Annotated in this window: 22 protein-coding genes; 13 read left to right on the top strand and 9 right to left on the bottom strand. The window is 73.5% G+C overall.

Annotated elements, in window-relative coordinates; genetic code table 11:
- Nucleotides 1-103: 103 nt before the first annotated feature.
- From ACQPZQ_RS24380 to ACQPZQ_RS24360, 5 genes are read left to right on the top strand one after another with little or no spacing between them, the layout of a single operon-like run.
- Nucleotides 104-1276: an acyl-CoA dehydrogenase family protein gene (locus ACQPZQ_RS24380; RefSeq protein WP_433284329.1), complete on the top strand. Its 1173-nt coding sequence runs from the start codon at nt 104-106 to the stop codon at nt 1274-1276.
- Nucleotides 1273-2292, top strand: a complete 1020-nt coding sequence (locus ACQPZQ_RS24375; RefSeq protein WP_433284327.1) for an acyl-CoA dehydrogenase family protein — start codon at nt 1273-1275, stop codon at nt 2290-2292. The genes ACQPZQ_RS24380 and ACQPZQ_RS24375 overlap by 4 nt, the downstream gene beginning before the upstream one ends.
- Before the next feature lie 29 nt (nt 2293-2321).
- On the top strand, nt 2322-4073 hold the full coding sequence (locus ACQPZQ_RS24370; protein WP_433284325.1) for a protein kinase domain-containing protein: 1752 nt from the start codon (nt 2322-2324) through the stop codon (nt 4071-4073).
- 46 nt (nt 4074-4119) lie between these two features.
- Nucleotides 4120-4914, top strand: coding sequence for an SDR family NAD(P)-dependent oxidoreductase (locus ACQPZQ_RS24365; RefSeq protein WP_433299339.1), 795 nt, complete (start codon nt 4120-4122; stop codon nt 4912-4914).
- Nucleotides 4915-4947: 33 nt separating this feature from the next.
- Entirely contained in the window at nt 4948-5325 is a 378-nt protein-coding gene (locus tag ACQPZQ_RS24360) for a hypothetical protein (RefSeq protein WP_433284323.1), read from the top strand.
- Nucleotides 5326-5332: 7 nt separating this feature from the next.
- Here the strand turns inward: ACQPZQ_RS24360 and ACQPZQ_RS24355 are convergent, their stop codons facing one another.
- Nucleotides 5333-5788 carry a pyridoxamine 5'-phosphate oxidase family protein gene (locus ACQPZQ_RS24355; RefSeq protein ID WP_433284322.1) on the bottom strand — a complete coding sequence of 152 codons (456 nt, stop codon included), beginning with the start codon at nt 5786-5788 and terminating at the stop codon, nt 5333-5335.
- A 125-nt stretch (nt 5789-5913) separates the two neighbouring features.
- Between ACQPZQ_RS24355 and ACQPZQ_RS24350 the strand changes: the two genes are divergently transcribed.
- A complete protein-coding gene (locus ACQPZQ_RS24350; RefSeq protein WP_433299337.1) occupies nt 5914-7038 on the top strand; it encodes a geranylgeranyl reductase family protein in 1125 nt (374 codons plus the stop codon).
- On the opposite strand, the gene ACQPZQ_RS24345 is transcribed toward ACQPZQ_RS24350, so the two are convergent.
- A complete protein-coding gene (locus tag ACQPZQ_RS24345; RefSeq protein WP_433284320.1) occupies nt 7019-7894 on the bottom strand; it encodes a UbiA family prenyltransferase in 876 nt (291 codons plus the stop codon). The genes ACQPZQ_RS24350 and ACQPZQ_RS24345 overlap by 20 nt on opposite strands.
- A gap of 21 nt (nt 7895-7915) precedes the next feature.
- On the opposite strand from ACQPZQ_RS24345, the gene ACQPZQ_RS24340 reads away from it, so the two are divergent.
- Complete coding sequence (locus ACQPZQ_RS24340; RefSeq protein WP_433284319.1) at nt 7916-8647, top strand: methyltransferase domain-containing protein; 732 nt, start codon at nt 7916-7918, stop codon at nt 8645-8647.
- Between the two features lie 28 nt (nt 8648-8675).
- Entirely contained in the window at nt 8676-9749 is a 1074-nt protein-coding gene (locus ACQPZQ_RS24335; protein ID WP_433284317.1) for a type III polyketide synthase, read from the top strand.
- 9 nt (nt 9750-9758) lie between these two features.
- On the opposite strand, the gene ACQPZQ_RS24330 is transcribed toward ACQPZQ_RS24335, so the two are convergent.
- Nucleotides 9759-11285, bottom strand: coding sequence for a bifunctional 3-(3-hydroxy-phenyl)propionate/3-hydroxycinnamic acid hydroxylase (locus ACQPZQ_RS24330; protein ID WP_433284315.1), 1527 nt, complete (start codon nt 11283-11285; stop codon nt 9759-9761).
- A gap of 208 nt (nt 11286-11493) precedes the next feature.
- On the opposite strand from ACQPZQ_RS24330, the gene ACQPZQ_RS24325 reads away from it, so the two are divergent.
- Entirely contained in the window at nt 11494-12366 is an 873-nt protein-coding gene (locus ACQPZQ_RS24325) for an SGNH/GDSL hydrolase family protein (RefSeq protein ID WP_433284314.1), read from the top strand.
- Nucleotides 12367-12385: 19 nt separating this feature from the next.
- Here ACQPZQ_RS24325 and ACQPZQ_RS24320 read toward each other — a convergent pair whose 3' ends face one another.
- The gene (locus ACQPZQ_RS24320) at nt 12386-13552 is read right to left on the bottom strand and encodes an FAD-dependent oxidoreductase (RefSeq protein ID WP_433284312.1); all 1167 of its coding nucleotides are present in this window, start codon (nt 13550-13552) and stop codon (nt 12386-12388) included.
- A gap of 61 nt (nt 13553-13613) precedes the next feature.
- Between ACQPZQ_RS24320 and ACQPZQ_RS24315 the strand changes: the two genes are divergently transcribed.
- Complete coding sequence (locus tag ACQPZQ_RS24315) at nt 13614-14210, top strand: TetR/AcrR family transcriptional regulator (RefSeq protein WP_433284310.1); 597 nt, start codon at nt 13614-13616, stop codon at nt 14208-14210.
- On the opposite strand, the gene ACQPZQ_RS24310 is transcribed toward ACQPZQ_RS24315, so the two are convergent.
- The 4 genes from ACQPZQ_RS24310 to ACQPZQ_RS24295 all read right to left on the bottom strand — a co-directional run bounded on the left by ACQPZQ_RS24310 (nt 14185) and on the right by ACQPZQ_RS24295 (nt 18191).
- Entirely contained in the window at nt 14185-14619 is a 435-nt protein-coding gene (locus ACQPZQ_RS24310; RefSeq protein WP_433284308.1) for an SRPBCC family protein, read from the bottom strand. The genes ACQPZQ_RS24315 and ACQPZQ_RS24310 overlap by 26 nt on opposite strands.
- A complete protein-coding gene (locus ACQPZQ_RS24305) occupies nt 14616-14945 on the bottom strand; it encodes an ArsR/SmtB family transcription factor (RefSeq protein ID WP_433284306.1) in 330 nt (109 codons plus the stop codon). Before ACQPZQ_RS24305 ends, ACQPZQ_RS24310 begins: the two co-directional genes overlap by 4 nt.
- A gap of 94 nt (nt 14946-15039) precedes the next feature.
- Entirely contained in the window at nt 15040-16632 is a 1593-nt protein-coding gene (locus ACQPZQ_RS24300; RefSeq protein ID WP_433284304.1) for a bifunctional 3'-5' exonuclease/DNA polymerase, read from the bottom strand.
- The gene (locus ACQPZQ_RS24295) at nt 16629-18191 is read right to left on the bottom strand and encodes an FAD-dependent oxidoreductase (RefSeq protein ID WP_433284302.1); all 1563 of its coding nucleotides are present in this window, start codon (nt 18189-18191) and stop codon (nt 16629-16631) included. The genes ACQPZQ_RS24300 and ACQPZQ_RS24295 overlap by 4 nt, the downstream gene beginning before the upstream one ends.
- Before the next feature lie 69 nt (nt 18192-18260).
- Between ACQPZQ_RS24295 and ACQPZQ_RS24290 the strand changes: the two genes are divergently transcribed.
- A complete protein-coding gene (locus tag ACQPZQ_RS24290) occupies nt 18261-19097 on the top strand; it encodes an LLM class F420-dependent oxidoreductase (RefSeq protein WP_433284300.1) in 837 nt (278 codons plus the stop codon).
- Between the two features lie 73 nt (nt 19098-19170).
- On the opposite strand, the gene ACQPZQ_RS24285 is transcribed toward ACQPZQ_RS24290, so the two are convergent.
- Nucleotides 19171-20682, bottom strand: coding sequence for an MFS transporter (locus ACQPZQ_RS24285; protein WP_433284299.1), 1512 nt, complete (start codon nt 20680-20682; stop codon nt 19171-19173).
- A 154-nt stretch (nt 20683-20836) separates the two neighbouring features.
- Here ACQPZQ_RS24285 and ACQPZQ_RS24280 point away from each other — a divergent pair, with 154 nt between their 5' ends.
- Together ACQPZQ_RS24280 and ACQPZQ_RS24275 are read left to right on the top strand one after the other, a co-directional pair.
- Nucleotides 20837-21178: a BlaI/MecI/CopY family transcriptional regulator gene (locus ACQPZQ_RS24280; RefSeq protein WP_433284297.1), complete on the top strand. Its 342-nt coding sequence runs from the start codon at nt 20837-20839 to the stop codon at nt 21176-21178.
- A 15-nt stretch (nt 21179-21193) separates the two neighbouring features.
- Nucleotides 21194-22099 carry a M56 family metallopeptidase gene (locus ACQPZQ_RS24275; RefSeq protein ID WP_433284295.1) on the top strand — a complete coding sequence of 302 codons (906 nt, stop codon included), beginning with the start codon at nt 21194-21196 and terminating at the stop codon, nt 22097-22099.
- The last annotated feature ends 5 nt before the right edge of the window (nt 22100-22104 follow it).

Raw genomic sequence — 22104 nt, 5'->3', positions numbered from 1 at the left:
CGGCCGGGAGGGAGCACCGACGTGGTGACGCGAAGCGTGCAGGTCGCCGATCTGTGACCCGATCACCGCTGCCGGGGCTGGGGGAATGTCGCAGGATGGGGTGGTGACGGAGACGATGGCGCGGCTGCCGGCGCTGGTGCCGCCCCCGACCGACCTCCCGCCGCGCGCGGCGCAGCTGCGTGCCGACGTGCGGGCGTTCCTCGAGCAGGAGCGTGCTGCGGGAGCGTGGACACCGCGTGCCGACGTGTGGCTCTCGGGCTGGGACGAGCGATTCACGAAGGAACTGGGCCGCCGTGGCTGGCTCGGGATGACCATCCCGGTCGAGTACGGCGGACACGGCGCCTCGCCGCTGGACCGCTACGTGGTCACCGAGGAGCTGCTCGCCGCGGGTGCCCCGGTGGCCGCGCACTGGGTGGCCGACCGTCAGATCGGCCCCAGCCTCATGCGGTTCGGCACCGAGACGCAGCGACGCAAGTTCCTGCCCGGAATCGCGGCGGGCGAGGTGTACTTCGGTATCGGGATGAGCGAGCCCGATGCCGGCTCCGACCTGGCGGCCGTGCGCACGAAGGCCGTGCAGGTAAGCGGTGGGTGGGAGCTGACCGGCACGAAGGTCTGGACGTCCGGCGCCCACCACGCGCATGCGTTCTTCGCGCTCGCCCGCTCCGCGCCCCGTGACGAACAGAACCGGCACGCGGGGCTGTCCCAGTTCATCGTCGAGCTCGACTCGCCCGGTGTGCAGATCCGCCCCATCCCGCTGCTGACCGGCGCACACCATTTCAACGAGGTCGTGTTCGACAACGTGTTCGTGCCCGACGACATGGTGCTCGGTGAGATCGGCGCCGGTTGGCGGCAGGTCACCAGCGAGCTCGCGTTCGAGCGCAGCGGACCGGAGCGGTTCCTCTCGACGTTCCCGCTGCTCACTGCCCTCGTCGGGGAACTTCTGGCCAGCGGCTCCACGCCGCATCGGGAGCTCGGTGGCCTCGTCAGCCGCCTGTGGACGCTGCGGCGGATGTCGCTGGCCGTGGCCGGCTCGCTCGAGTCGGGGCAGGCGCCGGAGCTGGCCGCAGCCGTGGTGAAGGACCTCGGCACGCGGTACGAGAACGAGGTGATCGACATGGCCCGGCTGCTCGTCTCGATCCCACCGGACCCCGGTGCCGAGGGTGGCTACGCACGCCTTCTGGCCGACGCGGTGCTGCACGCCCCCGGCTTCACACTGCGCGGCGGGACCAACGAGGTGTTGCGCGGGATCGTGGCGCGCGGAATGGGGCTGCGATGACCGACAACTCGGAGCTGCGCGAGTTGGCGGAGTCGATCTTCGCCGACGCGCGGGACGCAGGCACGGGGTTCGACGCCGAGCTGTGGAAGACCCTCGAAGGCACCGGACTCGCCCGACTGACCCTGCCGTCCGAAGCGGGCGGGAGCGAGGGCGGCTTCTCCGACGCGGCGGTGGTGCTGGTTGAGGCCGGTGCGTACGCCGCTCGGGTTCCCCTCGTGGAGACCGATCTGCTGGCGGGCTGGCTGCTGCACGCCGCAGGCATCGACGTGCCCGCGGGGCCGCTGACGGCCGTGACCGGAACGCTGGATGTCGAGGGTTCGACGGTCCGCGGCGCGCTCCAGCGCGTGCCGTGGGCCCGCGCCGCGGCCGGGATCGCCGTGCTGACCCCGCACCACGTCGTCCTGCTCGGGCCGGAACAGATCACCGTCACCGACGGCAGCAACCTTGCGGAGGAGCCGCGCGACGCGGTCGTCGTCGACGGCGAGGTGCCCTCCGGTGCCGTCGCCGCCGTGCCGGAGGGGGCAGCGGAGGAGTTCCGGCTGCGCGCCGCGCTCGGGCGGGCCCAGCTGCTCGCCGGGGCCGCGCGAGGTGCACTCGCCGCCGCCGTGCGCTACGCGGGCGAGCGGGTGCAGTTCGGCCGCCCCATCGGCCGGTTCCAGGCGGTGCAGCAACAGTTGGCCCTGGCCGCGGCCGAGGTGGCCGCGGCGTCGGCGGCCGCGTCCGCCGCGGCTGCAGCCGTCACCGCCGACGGGTTCGCGGACCCGGCATCGCGGTTCGCCGTCGCCGCGGCCAAGGCGCGCACCGGCGAGGCCGCGGGTGCTGTCGCCCGGATCGCGCACCAGGTACACGGGGCCATCGGTTTCACCCGCGAGCACGACCTGCGGCTCCTCACCACCCGCCTCTGGGCGTGGCGTGACGAGGACGGCTCGGACGCCGAGTGGAACAGCGAGGTCGGAGCGGCCGCACTGGCCGCTGGACCCGAGGGACTCTGGCCGCTGGTGACCGGACGTCCATGATCAACGGGGCCCGGTAGCGTGCCCCGGCGATGGAACAGATCGCAGCGGACGACCCCCGCGTTCTGGGTCGCTACCGGGTAACGGGCCGACTTGGGACAGATGGGATGGGCCGCGTCCTGCTCGGCGTCGACGACGGTGACAGGCGCGCGGCACTGAGAGTGGTGCATCCGCAGCTCGCGGCCCAGCCCGGGTTCCGCGAGCGGTTCCGGCGGGAGGTGCAGCTCGCGGCCACGGCGCCGCCGTGGTTCGCCGCCGCCGTGCTGGACGCCGGCCCCGACGGCGACCCACCGTGGCTCGCCACTGCCTACGTCGAGGGTCCGACGCTGCAGGCCTACGTGGAGGCGAACGGTCCGCTGAGCCGCCAGGGCACGGCGGCGCTGGCCGTCCGGATGGCCGACGGGCTCGTCGCCCTGCACGGCGCAGGCCTGGCGCACGGGGACCTCAGGCCGTCGAACGTGGTGCTGGCCGAGGACGGACCGCGGCTGATGGACTTCGGTGTCGCCCGGGCTGCCCAACCCCCTGCGGGAGCGCCCCAGACAAGCCACGTGGTCGCCGGCCCCGACTTCCTGTCACCGGAGCAGATCGCCGGGCACCGGGACGTCGGACCGCCCGCCGACATCTTCTCCTTCGGGTCGCTGATCGGCTTCGCAGCCACGGGCCGTTCCCCGTTCGCCGCCGACTCCGTTCCCGGCGTGATGCACCGCGTCTCGCACACCGCCCCCGATCTCGGGCCGATCGACGGGCCCCTGCGCGATGCCGTGCTGGCGTGCCTCACGAAGGACCCTGCCGCGCGACCTACGGCCGTCCGGGTGCGTGATCTGCTGCGGCTCCTGGACCAGCCGGCACCGGCCGCCGCGCCCGCTGCCGTGGCGGCACCGGCCGGGCCGCCGCGCGTGCCGGCTGCGCGGGCGCCCGTTCCCCACGCACCAGCGCCGGCCGGGCCGCCTCCGGCGGTCTCCGTCCCGGCGCCTGCCGCGCCGCCGTCGCCCGTACCGGTCCCGGCACCGCCCGGCCCGGCACCGGCGCCGGCGCGCCCGACCCCGACACCCGGCGGACCGGCCCCGGCACGAGCTGGAACGGCGCCCATGCCGCCGTCACCGGTTCCCCTGGGCGCCATTCCCGTTCCTCGCACGCCCGATCGGTCCGGGCCGTCCACCTTCGTCGGAGCGCCCGTCCTGCTGCCGGAGCGCCCGGCGCGCGGTCTCGGCAGCTTGACGCGGCGGCAGTGGGGCATCATCGCCGCGGTCGTCGTCGCAGCCCTGGCCGGAGCCGGCATCGCCCTGGCCGCCGTGTTCACGGTCGGCGGTGGCGACGGCGCGGCCCCGGCGGCCGAGGGCCCGGGCAGCACCGCATCGGCGGCTCCCTCGGCGGAGTCGGCCGGATCGACGGACCCGGACGTCACGGTGATCGACGGCGAGACTGACCACCGGTTCGGCACGGGATCCGCGCAGTTCGTCACCCCGAGCCGCAACATCGCGTGCCGCATGTCCACCGGCGACGTGCGCTGCGACGTCGTCCAGCGCACGTGGGATGTGCCACCGCCACCGGCCGACTGCACCCAGTCCTACGGCACCGGCGCGATCCTCACCGGGTCGGGGAAGGGGCAGCTGTCCTGCGTCGGAGACACCGTGGCCGACTCCTCACTCTCCGTCCTGGACTACGGGCAAGGCGTCCGCTTCGGCGACGTGGTCTGTGTGAGCAAGGAGAGCGGCATGCGCTGCGAGAACCCCGGGACCGGGCACGGCTTCAACGTCGCCAGAGCGTCGTACGACCTGTTCTGACGCGGCGCGCGGGAAGGGAAACGCAGCCGTGAGCCTTGCACGAGGCATGAACATCGACCTCAACGGGAGAACGGCACTGGTCACCGGCTCCACCCAGGGGATCGGCCACGCCATCGTCACCCGGCTCGCCGAGGCGGGCGCGCGGGTGGTGGTCAACGGGAGAGGCGAGGAACGCGTCAAGGACGCCGTCGAGCGCGTGCGCGCCGCCGCGCCCGGCGCCGAGGTGCTCGGCATCGCGGCGGACGTGGCGTCTGAGGACGGGGCCGCGGCGCTCGTTGCTGAGCTGCCCCAGGTGGACGTGCTGGTGAACAACCTGGGGATCTTCGAGGCCCGGCCCGTGCTGGAGATCGACGACGCCGAGTGGCGGCGCTACTTCGAGGTGAACGTGCTGGCCGGGGTGCGCCTGACCCGCTCCTACCTGCCCGGGATGATCGAGCGCGGCTGGGGTCGCGTGCTCTCCATCAGCAGCGACTCCTCGGTGGTGACCCCCGTGGAGATGGTGCATTACGGGGTGACGAAGACGGCACAGCTGGCTGTGTCGCGCGGCTTCGCGAAGGCCGCGGCCGGCACCGGCGTCACCGTCAACTCCGTGCTGGCCGGCCCCACGCACACCGGCGGCGTCGAGGACTTCGTGGCGGGCATGGTGGGCGAGGACCTGCCGTGGGACGAGCTGCAGCGCCGGTTCATGCGGGAGCACCGGCCGCAGTCGCTGCTGCAGCGGCTGATCGAGCCGTCCGAGATCGCCAACATGGTGGCCTACCTCAGCTCCGACCTGGCCTCGGCCACGACCGGAGGGGCGGTGCGGGTGGACGGCGGCTACGTCGACTCGATCCTGCCGTAGCCCGGTTCCGGGGCGGGCGGCAGGCTGTGCGGCATGACCGACTCGACTCCTGCTCGCCCCGCCCAGAACGTTCCCGCCCGGTCCGTGTCGTCCGAGGTCGTGGCCGCCGTGGCCGATCGGCTGGGTCGCGACCAGGTGTTCGGCCCAGCGGTCACGAGCGCGTCGGGCACCACATTGGTACCGGTCGCGCGGGTGCGGGCCGGCGGTGGCGTGGGTGCGATGCGGCCGGGGGCGGCGAGCACCGGGGCGGCGGCGATAGCGCGGCCGATGGGTGCCTTCTCCGTCACCTCGGACGGGAAGGTGAGCTGGCACCCCGCCGTCGACGTCAACCGGATCGTCCTCGGCGGCCAGATCACGCTCGCCGCGGTGATCGTGCTCGTGCTGGGAGTGCTCCGGCGTCCCCGGCGATGATCGTTCCTCACCTGCCGATCTTGCGGAAGTCCCAGCTGGTGACCTTCTCGGGAACCAGGCGCAGCCAGGCGTGGCGCCCGTCGCGGACGACGGTGCCGCCGCTGTACTTGTCGGCGAAGGCCTGCTCGGGCGCGTCCAGCTCGGGCACGGCCTCGCCGGTGCGGGGCACCTCGCCCACCACCTCCACCCGCCCGCGCAGCTCCACCCCGCGCAGCTCGCCGTAGTCCTCCCCGGCGTCGACGACGACCGCGATCCGCGGGTCGTTCTGGAGATCGGTCCAGCGCTGGCTGCGTGACAGCGAGGTCAGCCACAGCGCCCCGTCCTGCCAGACGAACCACAGCGGGGTGGCATGCGGGCCGGTGCTGCCGACGGTGGCGACCCGGCAGGTGCGCTGCTCCGCGAGGAACGCGTCGACCTCGGCCGGCGTCATCGCGATCGCGCGGGCGCGCCGTTGCTGCTTCATGGCGCGGACGCTAGCGCAGCGCCGCGGGCGACTCGCCGACGGGAAATGGGCTACTCGGGTGTGCATCGGGGTACGTGGCCACGGTGGGTCTCGGCGGACTCGGGTAGAACCTCAGGGTGGACGAGATGTACGACGTCGCCGTTGTCGGCGCCGGACCGGCCGGGTCGGCAAGCGCGCTACGGGTGCTGCAGTTGCGCCCCGACGCGCGTGTTCTGCTCCTGGACGCGGCGGCGTTCCCGCGCGACAAGACCTGCGGGGACGGCATCGCCGCCCAGGTTCTCGAGCTGCTCCAGGCCCTCGGTGTGCCGAACCTCTCGCGTCTGGGTCCCGCTGTGCCCCGGCTCCAGCTGCGCAGCCCGGGTGGGCGCCTGGTCTCGCGCATCTGTGCGCGTCCCAACCGGGTGATTCCGCGGGCGGTGTTCGACGCAGAGCTGGTCTCCGCCGCGGTCGCGCGCGGCGCGGAGCTGCGCCGTCATCGGGTGCGCCGCATCGACGTCCGCGCCGACGAGGTGGTGCTCGACGGGAGCATCCGGGCGCGGGTCGTGATCGGCGCCGACGGCGCGAACTCGACGGTCCGTCGCCTGCTGGGCGCTCCGGAGACCCCGTCGGCGGCAACGGCGGTCGCGATCCGTGGTTACGCGCCGACCACCCTGCGGCCCGACGCGCTGGTGATCGAGTTCGCGCGCGGCCGGTACCCGGCCTACGCCTGGTCGTTCCCGCTGCCCGGCGGCGGATCCAACGTCGGATACGGGGTGTTCGACCGCCGCGGAGCGGGATCCCGGCAGGAGCTGCTCGATGCCATGCGCACGCTGCTGCCCGGACACGAGCCCGCCCCCGAGACCGTGCGTGGGCACCACCTGCCGCTCTCCACCGGGCCGCGCCACCATCCCGACGGCCGGGTACTGCTGGCCGGTGACGCCGCGGCGATGATCAACCCGCTGACGGGCGAGGGGATCTTCGACGCGGTCGCCTCCGGGGTCCTCGCCGGCCGCTCCGCACTCCTGGGATCAGACGCGGGCGCGTCCCACCGGCGTGCCATGACGCGCTCCTTCGCGCTGCACCACCAGCACGGAGCCTTCCTCGCCCGCCTGGTGTCGAACGCTCGTTTCCTCGACGCGGCCGTCACTGCCGCGGCACGCCACCAGTCCGTTTTCGACGCCGCCGTGGATCTCGGCCTCGGGCGTGGCACGGCGCCGGTGACCGCCCTGGCCCGGGTGGCCGCCGCGTACGTCACCCTGGGCCGCGGCTGACGGCAGCAGCGACCCCAGGCTGGACAAGCAGGGCAGGGCCCGATGCGACCAGCAGCACCACCGCCACGGCGGCCACCACGAGCACCGCACGAAACGGTGCGCGCGAGCCGGGTCGGCGCCCGGCACGGAACCCGGCCGTGAGGATCACCACGGCGAGCACGGGGACCCCCCAGCTGACCACGGCAGGCAGCGGCGCGTAGAGCGCGAGCAGCACCGTGGCGGCGAGCAGCAGCAACGCGGCGGCGACCTGGCTACCCACCATCCCGATCCGGTGGGGCAGGCCCCGCACGCCGGTGGCCGCGTCGTCGGCGAGGTCGGGCAGGACGTTCGCGAAATGCGCGCCGGCGCCGAGCAACGCGCCCGCCGCCGGAAGCCACCACGGCGGCACCGGCGTGCCCGGTAGCCCGAGCACGACGAAGACCGGTAGCAGCCCGAAACAGACCAGGTACGGCAGCACCGAGAGCGCCGTGGACTTCATCCCCAGGTCATAGGCCCACCCGGCCGCGACGGCGACGATGTGCACCAGCCCGGCGGCGACACCGGACGCGAGCGAGAGCGGGACGCAGGCCACCGCCGCGAGCACCGTGGCCACCGCCACGGTCCGCGTCGTGACGGCGCCCGCGGCCACCGGCTTGTCCTGGCGCCCGACGGCGACGTCACGCTCGGCGTCCAGCAGGTCGTTGAGCCAGCCGATCGACAGTTGCCCGGTGAGCACCGCCGCGGCCACCAGCAGCACCCCGGGTAGGTCGCGCCCCGTGGTGACGGCGAGGGCCGTGACCATGACGGTGACCGCAACGGTGGGCTCAGGGTGCGAGGAGCGCAGCAGCGCGACCGTGGTCGCGGCGACAGGCCGCATGCGGCCCAGTCTGGCAGCCTGATGCTCGTGCCCGCGCTCCGGAACCACCGCACCAGCGAGCTAGCACGCAACGATCCGGCGCAGTACGACGATCTTGCGCAGCATTGGTGGCAACCGCGGGGCCCCTTCGCGATGCTCCACTGGCTCGCGGCCGCACGCGGCGCGCTGGTGCCGCCGGCGGCCCGGCCCGGCGCGGTCCTGGTCGATCTGGGCTGTGGGGCGGGTCTGCTCGCCCCCCATGTCGCCGGCGCGGGCTACCGGCATGTCGGCGTGGACATCGGCGCGTCCGCGCTGGTCCAGGCCGCGGCGCACGGGGTCACCGTCGTGCGCGGGGACGTCACCGCCGTGCCCCTGGCCGACGGCTGCGCGGACGTCGTCGCGGCGGGGGAGATCCTCGAGCACGTCCCTGACCTGCCGGCCGCCGTGCGTGAGGCCTGCCGGCTGCTGCGTCCCGGCGGTCTGCTCGTGATCGACACCCTCGCCGCCACGGCGCTGAGCCGGTTCGTCGCCGTGACGCTGGCCGAACGCATACCCGGCGCGGCGCCACCCGGCATCCACGACCCAGCGCTGTTCGTCGACCGCGGGCTCCTCGTGCGGGAGTGCGCGCGCCACGGAGTGACGCTGCAGCTGCGCGGCATCCGTCCGTCGCTGTCCGGGCTCGCCCGCTGGCTCACCGGCCGGGCCGACACGGTGCCCATGGTCGCCGTGCCGACCACCGCCGTGCTGTTCCAGGCCGTCGGGAGACGGGCTTGACTCCCCGGACCGGCGGGGAGTCGACGCCGTGAGCGAATCGGGGTACATCGCGGGCTTCGGCGCCGCCGTGCCCGGCTGCGCCCTCCGCCAGGCCGAGATGTGGGACGGGTTCTTCGCGCGCCACTTCGCGGGCGACCGGATGGCGGAGCGAATCTTCCGCAGCGCCGGCGTGCAGCGCCGGCACGCCGCGGTGAACCCGGCCGACGAGGACGTCTCGCGCTGGTCGACGGGTGAGCGGATGCGCCGCTACGTCAGCGAAGCGTTCCCTCTGGGCAAGGAGGCCGTGGCCGCGGCGCTCGCCGACGCCGGGCTCGCCCCCGACGAGGTGGGCCTGTTCGTGGTCGCCTCGTGCACCGGATACGTCACGCCCGGCCTGGACATCCGCGTGGCCGCCGACCTCGGGATGGCACCCGACGTGCAGCGGCTGTTCATCGGGCACATGGGCTGCTACGCCGCGATCCCGGCTCTCGGCGCGGCCCGCGACTACGTCGTCGCCCGCAACCGGCCCGCCGTCGTGCTGTGCCTGGAGCTCACGTCGCTGCACGTCCAGCCGCCCGCGGACGACCACGGTCGCATCGATCTCGGCCAGGTCGTCTCCCACGCGTTGTTCGGCGACGCCGCCGCCGCGATCGTCGTGCTGCCGGACGCGCCGGGGGCACGGCGAGGGCTGGAAGTCCTCGAGATCGCCGCACTCACCGACGCGGCGACCGCCGACCACATGACGTGGGAGGTCACCGACCTGGGCTTCCGCATGGGTCTCTCGCCCGAGGTGCCCCGGGTGCTCGCCCGGCACGTGCGCGCCATGGTGTCGGAGTTGCTCGGGCGGCACGGGCTGACCACGGCGGACGTCGACGGGTGGGCCGTGCACCCCGGTGGGCCGCGGATCCTGAGCACGGTCGCCGAGCAGCTCGCCCTTCCCGCGGATGCGTTGGACGCCTCGACGGCGGTGCTCGCCGAACGTGGCAACTGCTCGTCGGCCACCGTTCTCCTCGTGCTCGACGCGCTGCGCGCCGCCGGTCGTTCGCGGGCGGGGCGAGCCGTCGTGGCCATGGCTTTCGGGCCTGGCCTGACCCTGTACGTCGCGCTGCTTCGGCAAGGCTGAGCACGGGGGTCAGCGCGGGGTTGTCTCCAGCACGATGCGGTCGGGGCGCAGCAGAGCGGCTGATGCCCGGCCGTGCTCCAGCCAGTCGAGCAGCTCCTCGCCGTCCTCGATCGTCATGTCGCCGGCATGCGGGCCGGGGCCGAGATGCAGCGTCCGGGCGCCGAGCCGGCGTGCCCTGGCCAGCACCGAACGGGGCGCCGAGCCGGTGGCGAGGAGTGCGTAGCCGTCGCCGAGGACCTCGTCGAGCCGTACCGGGCGTCCATCTACCTGGACGGTCGGCTGCGGGCAGGGGGTCCCGGACAGATCCCGGCGGTGCCGGCGGCGCTCGACGAGGGGCCCCGGGCCGTATCGCGTCGCGATCCCGCGCTGCGCCGCCGTCCGCACGCCCGGAATCCGCAGGAGCAGGCCGGCCGCCGGGCGGCGCAGCGCGGCCACGAGATCCTGGCCACCGGTCATGGCGTGACCGACCAGGACCGCCCCATGGATCACCGCCTCGGCGTGCGGCCCGCGCTCGGCCTGGTAGCTGTCGAGCAGCGTGTCCTCGTCGCCGCCGTCCAGCACGGCGGCGAGCTTCCATGCGAGGTTGTGGGCATCGCGCAGCCCGGCTCCGAGGCCCTGTCCGATGAACGGGGGCGTCAGATGGGCGGCGTCACCGAGCAGCAGCACCCGCCCGCGCCGCCACCGGTCGGCGATCCGCGCACGGAACGTGTACTCGCCGGCCCGCAGTACATCGAGGTCGCCGACGCGCGTCCCCCATCGTTTGGTGAGTGTAGCGATCCGCACCGGGCGCATCATTTCCTCGGCGGTCTCGCCGGGCCGCATCCGGAACTCCCACCGGTACCGGTCGCCGGGCAGCGGGAGGAACGTGGCCGCGCGGCGGGGGTCGCAGATCTGGTCGACCCCACCCCAGGTGGGGAGCGGCCGCTCCGAGCGGACGTCGAGGACGAACCACCGCTCGGTGAACCGCAGATCACGAAGCCGGGCACCGATGGCGTCGCGGACGGTGCTGCCGGCGCCGTCGCACCCGAGCACCGCCGCCGCGCTCAGCTGCTCGCGTGCACCCGTGCGGGCGTCGGTGAGGTGCACGAGCACGCTGTCGGGACGTCCGTCCGGCCGGCTCACGTCCGTGACCTCGGCGCACTCGCGCAGCTGGGCCAGTGGTTGGCGGGCCAGCTCCTCACGCAGCAGGCGCTCGAGATCCGGCTGATGGAACAGGTTGGATTCCGGGTGGCCGTGCACGCCGACGGGCCGGTCGTGGTGGAACTCCGCGAAGGGCCGCAGCTGGGCGTCGAGCAGCCGCAGGCCCGCCGCCGGGATGCTGATCCCGGCGAACGCGTCGCCGATGCCGGCCCGCTGCAGGATCCGCGCCCCCTCGTCGTCGAGATGCACGGCGCGTGGCAGCGGGTGGATCCCGGCCCGTCGCTCCAGGACGGTGCAGGCCACCCCGTGCCGGGCCAGCAGAAGGGCGGCGGTGAGTCCGGTGGGGCCTGCGCCGACGATCAGCACCGGCCCGGGGCCCGGCTGTTCCCGCTCCACGGCTCTCACCTCGGTATCGACCCTGCCAGCGCCGGGCCGCCGGTGCATGCCGGAGCAGCGCTACCTCGAGTACCGGGCGACGCGCCTGAGCGAGTGACGGAGACGGCCGTTGGTGCGACCCGCCGTAACGTGATCGCCTCGTCGTCGTTGGCGCAGCGTGCGCCATCACGCCCGCCGCTGGGCCCTGCCATTGGTTCTGGCTGCTGTCATGACGGCGGGCGCGGCCGCACCTGCGGTCGCGGATGCCCAGCCCGCCCCGTCGGAGACCGAAGGGCCGCCCAGCTACGTCGCACTCGGCGACTCCTACGCGGCAGGCCCCTTGATCCCGGTGCAGACCGGGGAGCCCGCCGGATGTCAGCGCTCCACCGAGAACTACCCGGCGATCGTCGCGGGTGTCCTCGCCCTTCCCGACTTCCGGGACGTGACCTGCAGCGCGGCCACCACGGAGCACCTCGCGGCTCCCCAGCCCGTGAAGCCGGGGGTGAACGATCCGCAGTTCGACGCCCTGTCGGAGGACACCGGACTCGTGACGCTCACGATCGGTGGCAACGACATCGGCTTCGGCGAGATCATCAGCGAATGCGCCACGCGCTCCCCGCTGGCGCCCGCCGGAGCCGCGTGCCGAGACTTCTACACGAAAGACGGCAACGACGAGCTCGCGGAGCGGATCGACGCCACGGCGGCGAAGATCGCCGCGGCCCTGAACGAGATCGAGGAGCGCTCTCCCGACGCCCGCGTGCTCGTCGTCGGCTACCCGGCGATCCTCCCCGACTCCGGCCCGGGCTGCTTCCCGGCCATCCCGTTCAGCCCGGGCGACGTGGCCTACCTGCGCGAGACCGAGAAGCGGCTCAACGAGATGCTCGCCGACGAAGCCGACGACGCGGGTGTCGGGTACATCGACACCTACACCCCCTTCATCGGCCACGACATGTGCACGCTGCCGGGGACCAAGTGGATCGAGGGCCTGATCCCCACGGCTCCTGCCGCGCCGGTGCACCCCAACGCGCTGGGCATGTCCGCGATGGCCACCGCGGTGATCGAGACGCTGGCGGGGCGCTCCGTGCCGGTCGTGGACATCTGACGCGCGCGTCGGACCAGGGTCATCCGGGCTCGGCGTCGAACCGGAACTGCGCTGCCAGCGCCCGCGTGGCGAGAGCCTGCGGGACGGACCGCAGCACCGTGTCCCGTAGGCGCGCTCGGGCGCCGGTGAGCCGGAGCACCCGGTTCATCCGGCGGGCGGCTCGCTGCAGGTCGACCGTACGACGATGCCGGCGGGCGGAGTAGGCGAGCAGGACGCGGGGCACGTCCGCGGGGCCCGCGCCGGCGAGCTCGTTCCCGATGGCCACAGCGTCCTCGAACGCCTGGCAGGCGCCCTGCCCGAGGTCGGGGGTCATTGCGTGGGCCGCGTCGCCGAGCAGAGCCACCCGCCCGATGGAGAACACCGGAAGCGGCCGTGCCAGCTGGGACGTCTCGACGACGTGCACGCCCTCGGGCGGAGTCGCGTCGATGAGCGCGGTGACGCTCGGGTGCCAGTCGGCTCGGCGGCTGCGCAGCCAGCGGTGCCGTTCGTCCGCCGTGGCGATCGCGGCTCCGTCCTCCGCGCTCGCCCGCCAGGCCGAGTACCAGTACACCCCGTCGGCCATCGGGAGGCAGCCGAACCGGTCACCGGTGCGGTGGTCGAGCAGCTCGCCGGCCACCATCGGCACGTTCGCCGGAGTCACGGCGGCGATGGCCCGCGCGGCCTTCTCACCGGAACCGGCCAGGCCGGGATGACCTGGGAACAGGGTTCCCCGGAGCCTGCTGCCGGCGCCGTCCGCGACCACGACGGCGTGCGCCCGCAGGTCCGCCGCCCCATCGAGCTCGACGTGCGCCCCCGCTTCACGGACCGCGGTGACCGCGCAGCCGGTGCGGATTGTGCCGGCGGGGAGCGCCTCGGCGAGTAGACCGTGCAGCCACGGCCGGGGCACGGCCACGAACGGTGCGCCGACGTGCGCGGCCATGGCGACCTGGTCGGTGGTGAGCAGGGGCCGTCCGTGCCGGTCCCGCAGGGCAGCCCCACCGTCGAGCGCAACGGCGCGGGCACGCACGGGCTCCCCGAGCCCGAGCGCGTCCAACGCCAGTACCCCGTTGGGCGGGAGGCCGATTCCGGCGCCGGTCTCCCGGGGCTCGGGCGCCCGTTCGAGCACCGTGACCTCGTGTCCCGCCCGGTGGACGGCGAGTGCTGCCGCCAGCCCGCCCAGGCCCGCTCCGACCACAACGATGTGCATCCATAGCCCCTCTACGCTTGTAGAGACCGTACCGCACAATGTTCTACACGAGGTAGAGGAATTGAGCGATCGACGAACGGAGATCCTCGACGCGGGGCTGCACGCCCTGGCGGAGCAGGGCATGCGCGGCCTCACCCATCGCGCGGTCGACGCCGCCGCCGGCATCCCGCCCGGAAGCACCTCGTACTACTTCCGCACCCGCTCCGCCCTGGTCGCCGGGTGCGTCGAGCGGCTGCTGGAGATCGACATGCGCGTCGACCTCCCATTCGTGCAATCCGGAGCGACGGACGTCGGGGGCCTCGCGGCGGTGCTCGCCTCCGTCTGCGTCGCGATGGTGACGCGGGAGCGGTACCGCACCCTGGCTCGTTACGAGCTGACCCTCGCGGCCGTGCGTGACGAGCACCTGCGTGCCGAGCTGCAGCGCGGTGGCGACACGATCCGCCGCCTGGCCGCGGACCTGGTGCGGTCGCTCGGAGCGACGGACCCCGACCGATCGGCAGACGAGCTGGCCGCCACACTCGACGGCCTGATACTCACCGCTCTGATACGGGGTCCACAGGACGAGCGAGAGCTGACCGCCTGGTTGCGCACGGCGCTGGAGCGGGCGCTGCGGGCCCAGCCCGGGGTGGGGCTCAGAAGATCTTCTCCAGGCGGCTGATCCACTCCTCCCAGCCCTCCCGGAGCGTGTCGTAGTACGAGGGCTCGAACTCGGGACCGGTCCAGCTGTTGGTGACCGTGACCTCGGTGCGGCCCGGCTCGACCTCGCGAAACGTGACGGTCACCGTCTCGTCGCTGATCTGGTCAGCGGGCGTCTGCGAGTGATGGGTGAAGGTGAAGGCGATCCGGGAATGGGGCTCGAGCGTCAGGTACTCACCGACGAAGCCGTTGACGCTGCCGTCGGCCTCGTGCAGTTCGATGCGGTAGCGACCGCCGACCCGCACGTCGGCGTCGACGACCGTGGCGTACCAGCGGCGCATCTGCTCGGGCTCGGTCCACGCGGCGTAGAGCGTGGCGGGGCTCGCCGCGATGGTGCGGGAGACCGAGACCGTGTGCGGGACGAGGGTCATGGGGCTTCCTCCGTGGGCGTGGTGACGAACGCTTCGAGGGCGTCCAGACGGTCGGTCCAGAACTGCTCGTAGAACCGCAGGTGATGGGTGGCGGCGGCGAGCGGTGCGGGATCCAGGCGGCACACGTGCCGCCTGCCGTGCACGGTGCGGCGTACCAGCCCGGCCCGCTCCAGCACCTTGACGTGCTTCGACGCGGCCGCGAGCGAGATCGGATAGGGGGCGGCGAGCTCGGTGACCGTCTGCTCGCTCTCCGCGAGCCGTCGCACCATCGCCCGGCGCGTCGGGTCGGCGAGGGCGTGGAAGACCTCATCGAGTCGTTCAACCACTCGGTTGAATATAGGGATCGCGGGTGAGAATCGTCAACCATTCGGTTGAGCTTCTCTGGACAAGGCGGGCCACCGCCGGCCCCGGCGGCGCTGGTCAGCGCTCGTCGTAGCTCTCGACGATCCGCGGGTGCATCGGGAACTGCACCGGCGACGCGCCGAAGAGCCGGCGGCCTGCTGTCGTCGCCGCCGCGCGGACGGCTGCCGCGGTCTCCTCAGCGGCCTCGGCAGGGACGTGCAGCAGCACCTCGTCGTGCTGGAAGAACACCAGCTGCGCCGGGCTGCCGGCCGCACGGAGCGACAGCCGCAGCTCGGCCAGCAGCACGAGCGCCCACTCGGCCGCGGTGGCCTGCACGACGAAGTTGCGGGTGAACCGGCCACGCGCCCGTGCCGCCGCCGGCTGCTCGTGGCCCGGCCGTGCCGGCGGGCACGTGCGGCCGAGGTGCGAGCGCACGAGCCTGCCTTCCTCGCCCGCTTTCGCGGCGTCCTCGACGTAGGCCATCGCCGCCGGGAACCGCTTGCGCAGCGTGGCCAGCAACGCGCCGGCACCGCCGGAGGTCTGTCCGTACATCGCCGAGAGCAGCGCGAGCTTGGCCGTGGCGCGTTCGCCGCCGAACTCGCGGACGGAGAGTGTGGAGTACAGGTCGTCCTCGCCGGGGGCGAGCGCATGATCCCCCGACAGCGCTGCCAGCACGCGGGGCTCGAGCTGGGCGGCGTCGGCCACGACCAGGCGCCATCCCGGATCGGCGCGCACGGCCGGGCGAAGGGCACGCGGGATCTGCAGAGCACCCCCGCCGCGGGTGGCCCAGCGCCCGGACACGACACCGCCGACCACGTACTCGGGCCGGAACCGGCCATCGGCGACCCAGCTGCGCAGCCACGACCATCCGTGTGCGGAGTGCAGCCTGGCGAGCTCCTTGTACGCGAGCAGCGGCTCCACTGCCGGGTGGTCGATCTGCCGCAGCTCCCATGACCGGGTGGTCTGCAGCTCGTAGCCGACCCGGGCGAACGCGCGCATCACCTCGGCAGGCGAGTCGGGGTTGAGCGCGCGGCCACCGAACGCGGCGACCACCTCGTCGGCCAGCGCTTGCACCTTCGGCGGCCGGCCACCGAGAACGGGGCGGGGGCCGAGCAGATCGGTGAGCAGCCGGTCGTGCACGTCAGCCCGCCACGGGAGCCCGTGGCAGGTCATCTCCTCGGCCACGAGCATCCCGGCCGACTCCGCTGCGGCCAGCAGCCGCATCCCCGGCGCGGCCGCGGCGAGGGCCTGCTGCTGCGCGGCGTGTACGGCCACCAGGTCGGCCAGCTCGTCGGTGGCCGCCGCGGTCTCGAACAAGGCCGGCGGCCCGTCGTCCGCGTCGGGCGGGTCGGGCTCGGGCGTGCGCCCATCGAGCCGGGCGACGGCCGCGGCGAGCCCGTGCGGATCTCCGAAGCGGCCCGCCGCTCCCACGAGAAGCCCTTCCACCAGCTCGACGTCGTGGGCGCGCGCCACCTGTACCCCGGCGGCGAGCAGCCGACGATAGGTGCGGGCTCGCGCGACGACCCACCGTGGAGCGTTCTCACGCTCCATGTCGGCGACGCGGGCCAGCGGCCCGAGCGTCTCCGGGGAGCCGAGCGGCGCGCCGTCGTGGTCGAGCCGCTGGATCCGCGCCGGGCCGTCGCGCGGCCCGGGGTCGAGCGCGATCCTCATCCGCGCCACGCGGCGGAGCGGCGGGGTAGCAGCCCGGCGAGCAACCCGCGCTGCGGCACGCTCAGGATCTCCTCCGGACCGGCGCCGACCTCGGCGAGCACGTCGTTGGCCGCAAGCACGCCCGACGCCGATGCACGCTCCATGAGGCCGGTGAGGAAGGGCGTGTCCACGAAGTCGCCGGCCACGCGGATTCCTCGGGCGTCGCCGCTGACCGTGGGCCTGGTGCCGGCACCGCCCGGCGGGAAGGTGGGGGCAGTGGCCTCGAACCGCTGCTGGAGGTGCACCACAGGCGCGTCGCGGGTCTCCGGCCACAGTGCGGCGAGCTCGGCGCGCATGCGAGCGGTGGCCGTGTGGGCGTCGGGCGCGGAGCAGGCGTAGGAGTGCAGCTCCAGCACGGCTCCACCGGTGCGTGCCGCCCACTCGGCGCACGGCCGCTCCAGCCGGGAGTAGACGGTGACGGAGTCGAGCGTGGGTTCCCGGCTGACCGCGTTGAACACGGGACGCTCGGGCGCGACGTCGGAGCCGAGCCAGAGTCGGGTGACGGCGAACGGCGGGGCCAGGGGGAGCGCGGCCGCCTTCCTCGCCAGGCGCGGCGCGACCTCGGCGGCGCGCGGTGATCCCGCGAGCAGGCTGCGGAGGGCACCAGGGTGCACGGCCAGCACCAGGTGGCGGGTGTCGAGCGTGGAACCGTCGGAGAGCTCGACGCGCCAGCGGTGGCCGTCGGCCGGGACGATCGCGCTCGCCGAGGTGGACGTGCGAACCTCCGCGCCGCGCTTCTCCAGCAGGGCCTGTAGGGGCTCCCAGATACAGGTGAGGTGGTCGGCGGCGGGCGCGTCGAAGGCGATGCCCTCCGGGTTGCCGAGGAAGTAGTAGTGGAACATCGCGATCAGCTCGGCCGAGGACAGCGCCGCGGGCTCGGCGAAGAACGACCGCGCGAACGCCTCGAAGAGCATCGCCAGTGCGCGGTCGGACATCCGTAGCCCGGCCAGGAACTCCGAGGCCGGTACGGCATCGAACAGCACTGTGGTGCGCTCCCGGTCGTACGCGAGCAGCTCGGCGGCCAGCGCCTGCCGGGAGCCGAGGAGATCACGCACGCCCAGGCTGGGGGAGCGGGCGAACAGCGTGAGCAGGTTGAGCGGGGGCGCCCCGGGCAGCCCCGTGAGCTGCTCGGGCGGGTACTCCCGGGAGATCACCGGATAGCCGCTGACCGGACGCAGGAAGCTCAGCTCCGGGTCGATCCGGCGCAGCACCGAGCGCCACGTGTAGTAGTGGCGGAAGAAGGCGTGGAAACCGTGCTCGACCACCTGCTCCGTGCCGTCGGGCAGGGTGTGGGGCCACGCGCCGAGGCGACCGCCGAGCGTGGATGCGGCCTCCAGCAGCGTGACCGACACGCCGCGTTCGGCGAGCACGACCGCGGCTGTGACTCCGGCCACCCCGCCGCCGACGATCACCGCCTCGGTGCCGGCCGGGGCGTCGCGCGGAAGACGCGTGTCGGCGGGCACGACCACCCGCGGACGCATCCGCAGCGGAGCGGCCCGAGTGGTGAGCTCTCGGTTCACGGCGTGACCCTATGCGCCACCACCGACAGTGCCCGGAATGCGCCGGGACGCGGGGCGGTTGGCGCCGACATGACGGTAGAACTCGGGCGGTACGGAATCTGGCGGGGCGCGACCGGGCTCAGCCCTGATCTTGCCTCGGAGGTGGAGGCGCTGGGTTACGGCGCCATCTGGATCGGCGGCTCGCCTCCCGGGGACCTCGCTCTCGCGGAGTCGATGCTCGCCGCAACGAAGCACATCGCCGTGGCCACCGGCATCGTCAACATGTGGACGACCCCCGCCGAGGAGGTGGCAGCGTCCTACCACCGGATCGAGGCGGCGTACCCCGGCCGCTTCCTGCTCGGAGTGGGGATCGGACACCCCGAGGCGATCACGGAGTACCGGAAGCCCTACGACACGATCGTCGACTACCTCGACCGCCTCGACATCGCGAAGGTGCCGGTGGAGGGCCGCGCGCTCGCCGCGCTGGGGCCCAAGGTGCTCGCCCTGTCCGCCGAGCGGACGGCGGGTGCCCACCCGTACCTGACCACCCCGGAGCACACCCGTGAGGCGCGGAAGATCCTCGGTGAGGGCACGCTGCTCGCGCCCGAGCACAAGATCGTGCTCGACACCGACCCGGAGCGCGCCCGTGCCATCGGGCGTCCTGTCGTCGCGAAGCCCTACCTCGGCCTGCGCAACTACGTGTCCAACCTCAAGCGGCTGGGGTGGAGCGACGAGGACGTGGCCGACGGCGGAAGCGACCAACTGATCGACGCTCTCGTCGCCCACGGCGACGCCGACGCCGTGGCCGCCCGGCTCACCGAGCACCTCGACGCGGGTGCCGACCACGTGTGTGCACAGGTGCTGCCCAACGCCGACGACCCGCTCCCCGCCCTGCGTGAGCTCGCGGAGGCGCTGAAGCTCCGCTGAACCGCATGAGCTGACACCTCACGAGGCCGCCACGCGCCGAGCCCGGGGCGTGGCGGCCTTCGCGTATCTCGGCTCAGTCGCGCCCCTGCTCCGCCTGGGGGCACACCTGCGGGGCGACGACACCACAGTGTGGGTAGTCCTCTATCGGCACCCGGTGCGGGACGCCGTCATCGGTCTGATCGGCTTCCGCCGCGCGCAGCGGGCGCCGGACCACCGCGAACGCCAGTAGCGACGCCCCCACCAGCAGGGCCGCCCCGATCACCATCGAGGTACTGAACCCTTCATCGAGGGATGCAGGGTCGGCGTAGTCGTCACCACGGATGCCGGCGGCACCGGGGATCACGGCCACCGCCAGCAGTCCCGCCGCCCGGGCGACCGCGTTGTTCACGCCCGACGCCGAGCCTGCGTAGCGGTCCGTGGCGCTGTCGAGCACGGTGGCGGTCAGCGGCGCCACGGTCAGCGCCAGGCCCGCGCCGAAGACGACCACGGCGGGCAGGACGTCGGTCAGCCATGTCGCGTCGGCACCGATCCGCAGCATGAGCAGCAAGCCTGCCGCGCTGATCAGCGGACCGATCGTCAGCGGCAACCGCGGCCCGATCCGCCCGGCGAGGGCTCCGGCGCGTGCGGAGCAGGCCAGCATGATCACCGTGACGGGCAGCAGGGATGTGCCGGCCGCGAGCGGGCTGAAGCCGGCGACGGTCTGCAGTTGCAGCACCAACAGCAGGAACACCACGCCGTTGGCGGCGTAGATCAGCAGCGTCACCGCGTTGGTGGCGCTGAACGTCCGGTTGCGGAACAGCTCGGGTGGCACCAACGGGTGCTGCGAACGCCGCTCCACCAGCACGAACGCGACCAGCGCCAGGATCCCGACGGCCAGTCCGATGATCAGGTCCGGCGTCGCTCCGCGTTCGCTGAGCCCGGTGAGCGAGTAGGTCAGGCCGGCGAGGCCGAGCACGGCGAGCGCCGTGCCGGAGATGTCCAGGCCGGGGACGGACTCGGTATCGCGGCTCTCCGGTACGTGCCGCAGCGCCACCACCACGACGAGCACGGCCAGCGGGAGGTTGATGAGGAACACCGCCCGCCAGTTCCACTCCACGAGCCAACCGCCGAGAAAGGGCCCGATGGCGCCTGCGATCCCGGCGAGGCCCGACCAGGCGCCGACAGCAGCGGCCCGGTCCGGTCCGTGAAACGACGCCGAGATCAGCGCCAGGCTGCCGGGCGTGAGGAGCGCCCCGCCGACGCCCTGCAGCGCCCTGGCCACGATGAGCGTCTCGACGTTCGGGGAGAGCCCGCACAGCAGCGACGCCACGGCGAACCACACGACGCCGATGACGAAGATGCGGCGACGCCCGAAGTGGTCACCGAGCGACCCTCCGAGCAGGATCAGCGAGGCGAGGGTGAGCGTGTACGCGTTGACGGTCCACTGCAGCGCAACGAAGCCGGCGTCGAACTCGGCGCCGATGTGTGCCAGCGCCACGTTCACCACGGTGCTGTCGATCATCGCGAGGCTCGATCCGAGCACTGTCGTGAGGAGCACCCATCGCCCCCGCGCCGTACCCAAACGGATGCCGCCCGCGTCAGCCATGGCCCCAACTATGCCTTCGGCGTCGGGAGCCGAGTGAGGTCGGCCACGGGCCGTCGCGTGATCGTCGACATCTGTTGCCCGGGGGTAAAGACTCGTTGTGGAGATCCCCAGATGGAGGTCCCCGGAAGCCTTCTACCTGAAGTAGAATGGATGAGTGCCGACACTGGGGGAACTGGAACGGGCCGTGATGGAGACCCTGTGGTCGGCCACCGGACCTGTCACCGCGCGCGATGTGCAGGAGGCGCTGGCCAGCCGCGACCTGGCCACCACCACGGTGCTCACGGTGCTCGGGCGGTTGGAGCGCAAGGGCCTCGTCACCCGGGAACGGGAGGGCCGGGCTCACCGCTACCGGTCGGTGGCGAGCCGTGAGGATCACGTGGCCGAGCTCATGCGTGACGCGCTGGACGCGGCGCCGGACCGGGGGGCTGCGCTGGCTCGTTTCCTCGGCACGATCGCCGCTGACGAGCGTGCCGCTTTGCGCAAGCTGCTCGACTGAACCAATCTGCTACCGATGACGCTTACCGCGCTCGGTCTGCTCGTGCTCGGCGTTCTCCTCGCCGAGCCGGCCAGCAGAGCGCTCGCAGCCGCCCAGTGGCCTGCTCGCGACCCCGTCGGCGCCCTGCTCGTCTGGCAGGCGGTCGGGCTCGCCGGCGGGCTGGCGCTGCTCGGCTCCGGCGTGGTGTACGGCCTCTCGCCGCTTGGGCCGACGCTGCCGGTCGCCGCGTCCGGGGCTCTCGACGCACTGGCGGCCGGCGAGGTTCCCCGGGCGCTCACGCTCGTCCATTTCATCGCATTGCTGGCGGCGCTGGCGCTGGCGCTGCGGCTGCTATGGGTGCTGGCGGCGGTCGCCGTACGGACCGTGCGGGCCCGCCGCCGCCATCGTGACCTGCTCGACCTGCTGGGCACGCCGTGGCCTGCCGTCCCCGGCGCCCATGTGCTCGACCATCCGATTCCGGTCGCGTACTGCCTGCCCGGCCTGCGGTCGCGGCTCGTGCTCTCCGCCGGGGTCCTCGACGTCCTGGACCCACCCGCCGTGCAGGCCGTGCTCGCCCACGAGCGGGCCCACCTGCGAGAGCGCCACGATCTCGTGGTGCTCCCGTTCGTCGCGTGGGGGGCCACGGCGCCGTTCATCCGGGGGATGGTCTGTGCGCAGCTGGCGGTGGCCACGCTGATCGAGATGCGTGCCGACGACGTGGCAGCAAGCTCGGTCACCCCGCACGAGCTGACAGGGGCGCTGCGGACGATGGGTGGTGCCGCTCCGGCGGCCGCTCTGAGCTCCTTCACCGACGGGCTGGACGACCGGCTGGGCCGGATCACGGCCCCGCCGCCGCCCCTGCCGCCCGCGGTCCGGGTGCTCGTCCGGCTCGTTGCGGCTGCGCTGGTGGCACTACCCACCGCCCTGCTGCTCTGCCCCTGACCCGG

Origin of the sequence: Pseudonocardia sp. CA-142604 (assembly GCF_050948475.1) — a bacterium.
GTDB lineage: Bacteria > Actinomycetota > Actinomycetes > Mycobacteriales > Pseudonocardiaceae > Pseudonocardia > Pseudonocardia alaniniphila.
Note: the sequence above shows the minus strand (reverse complement) of the source record. Positions and strands in the feature narration are given on the sequence as shown.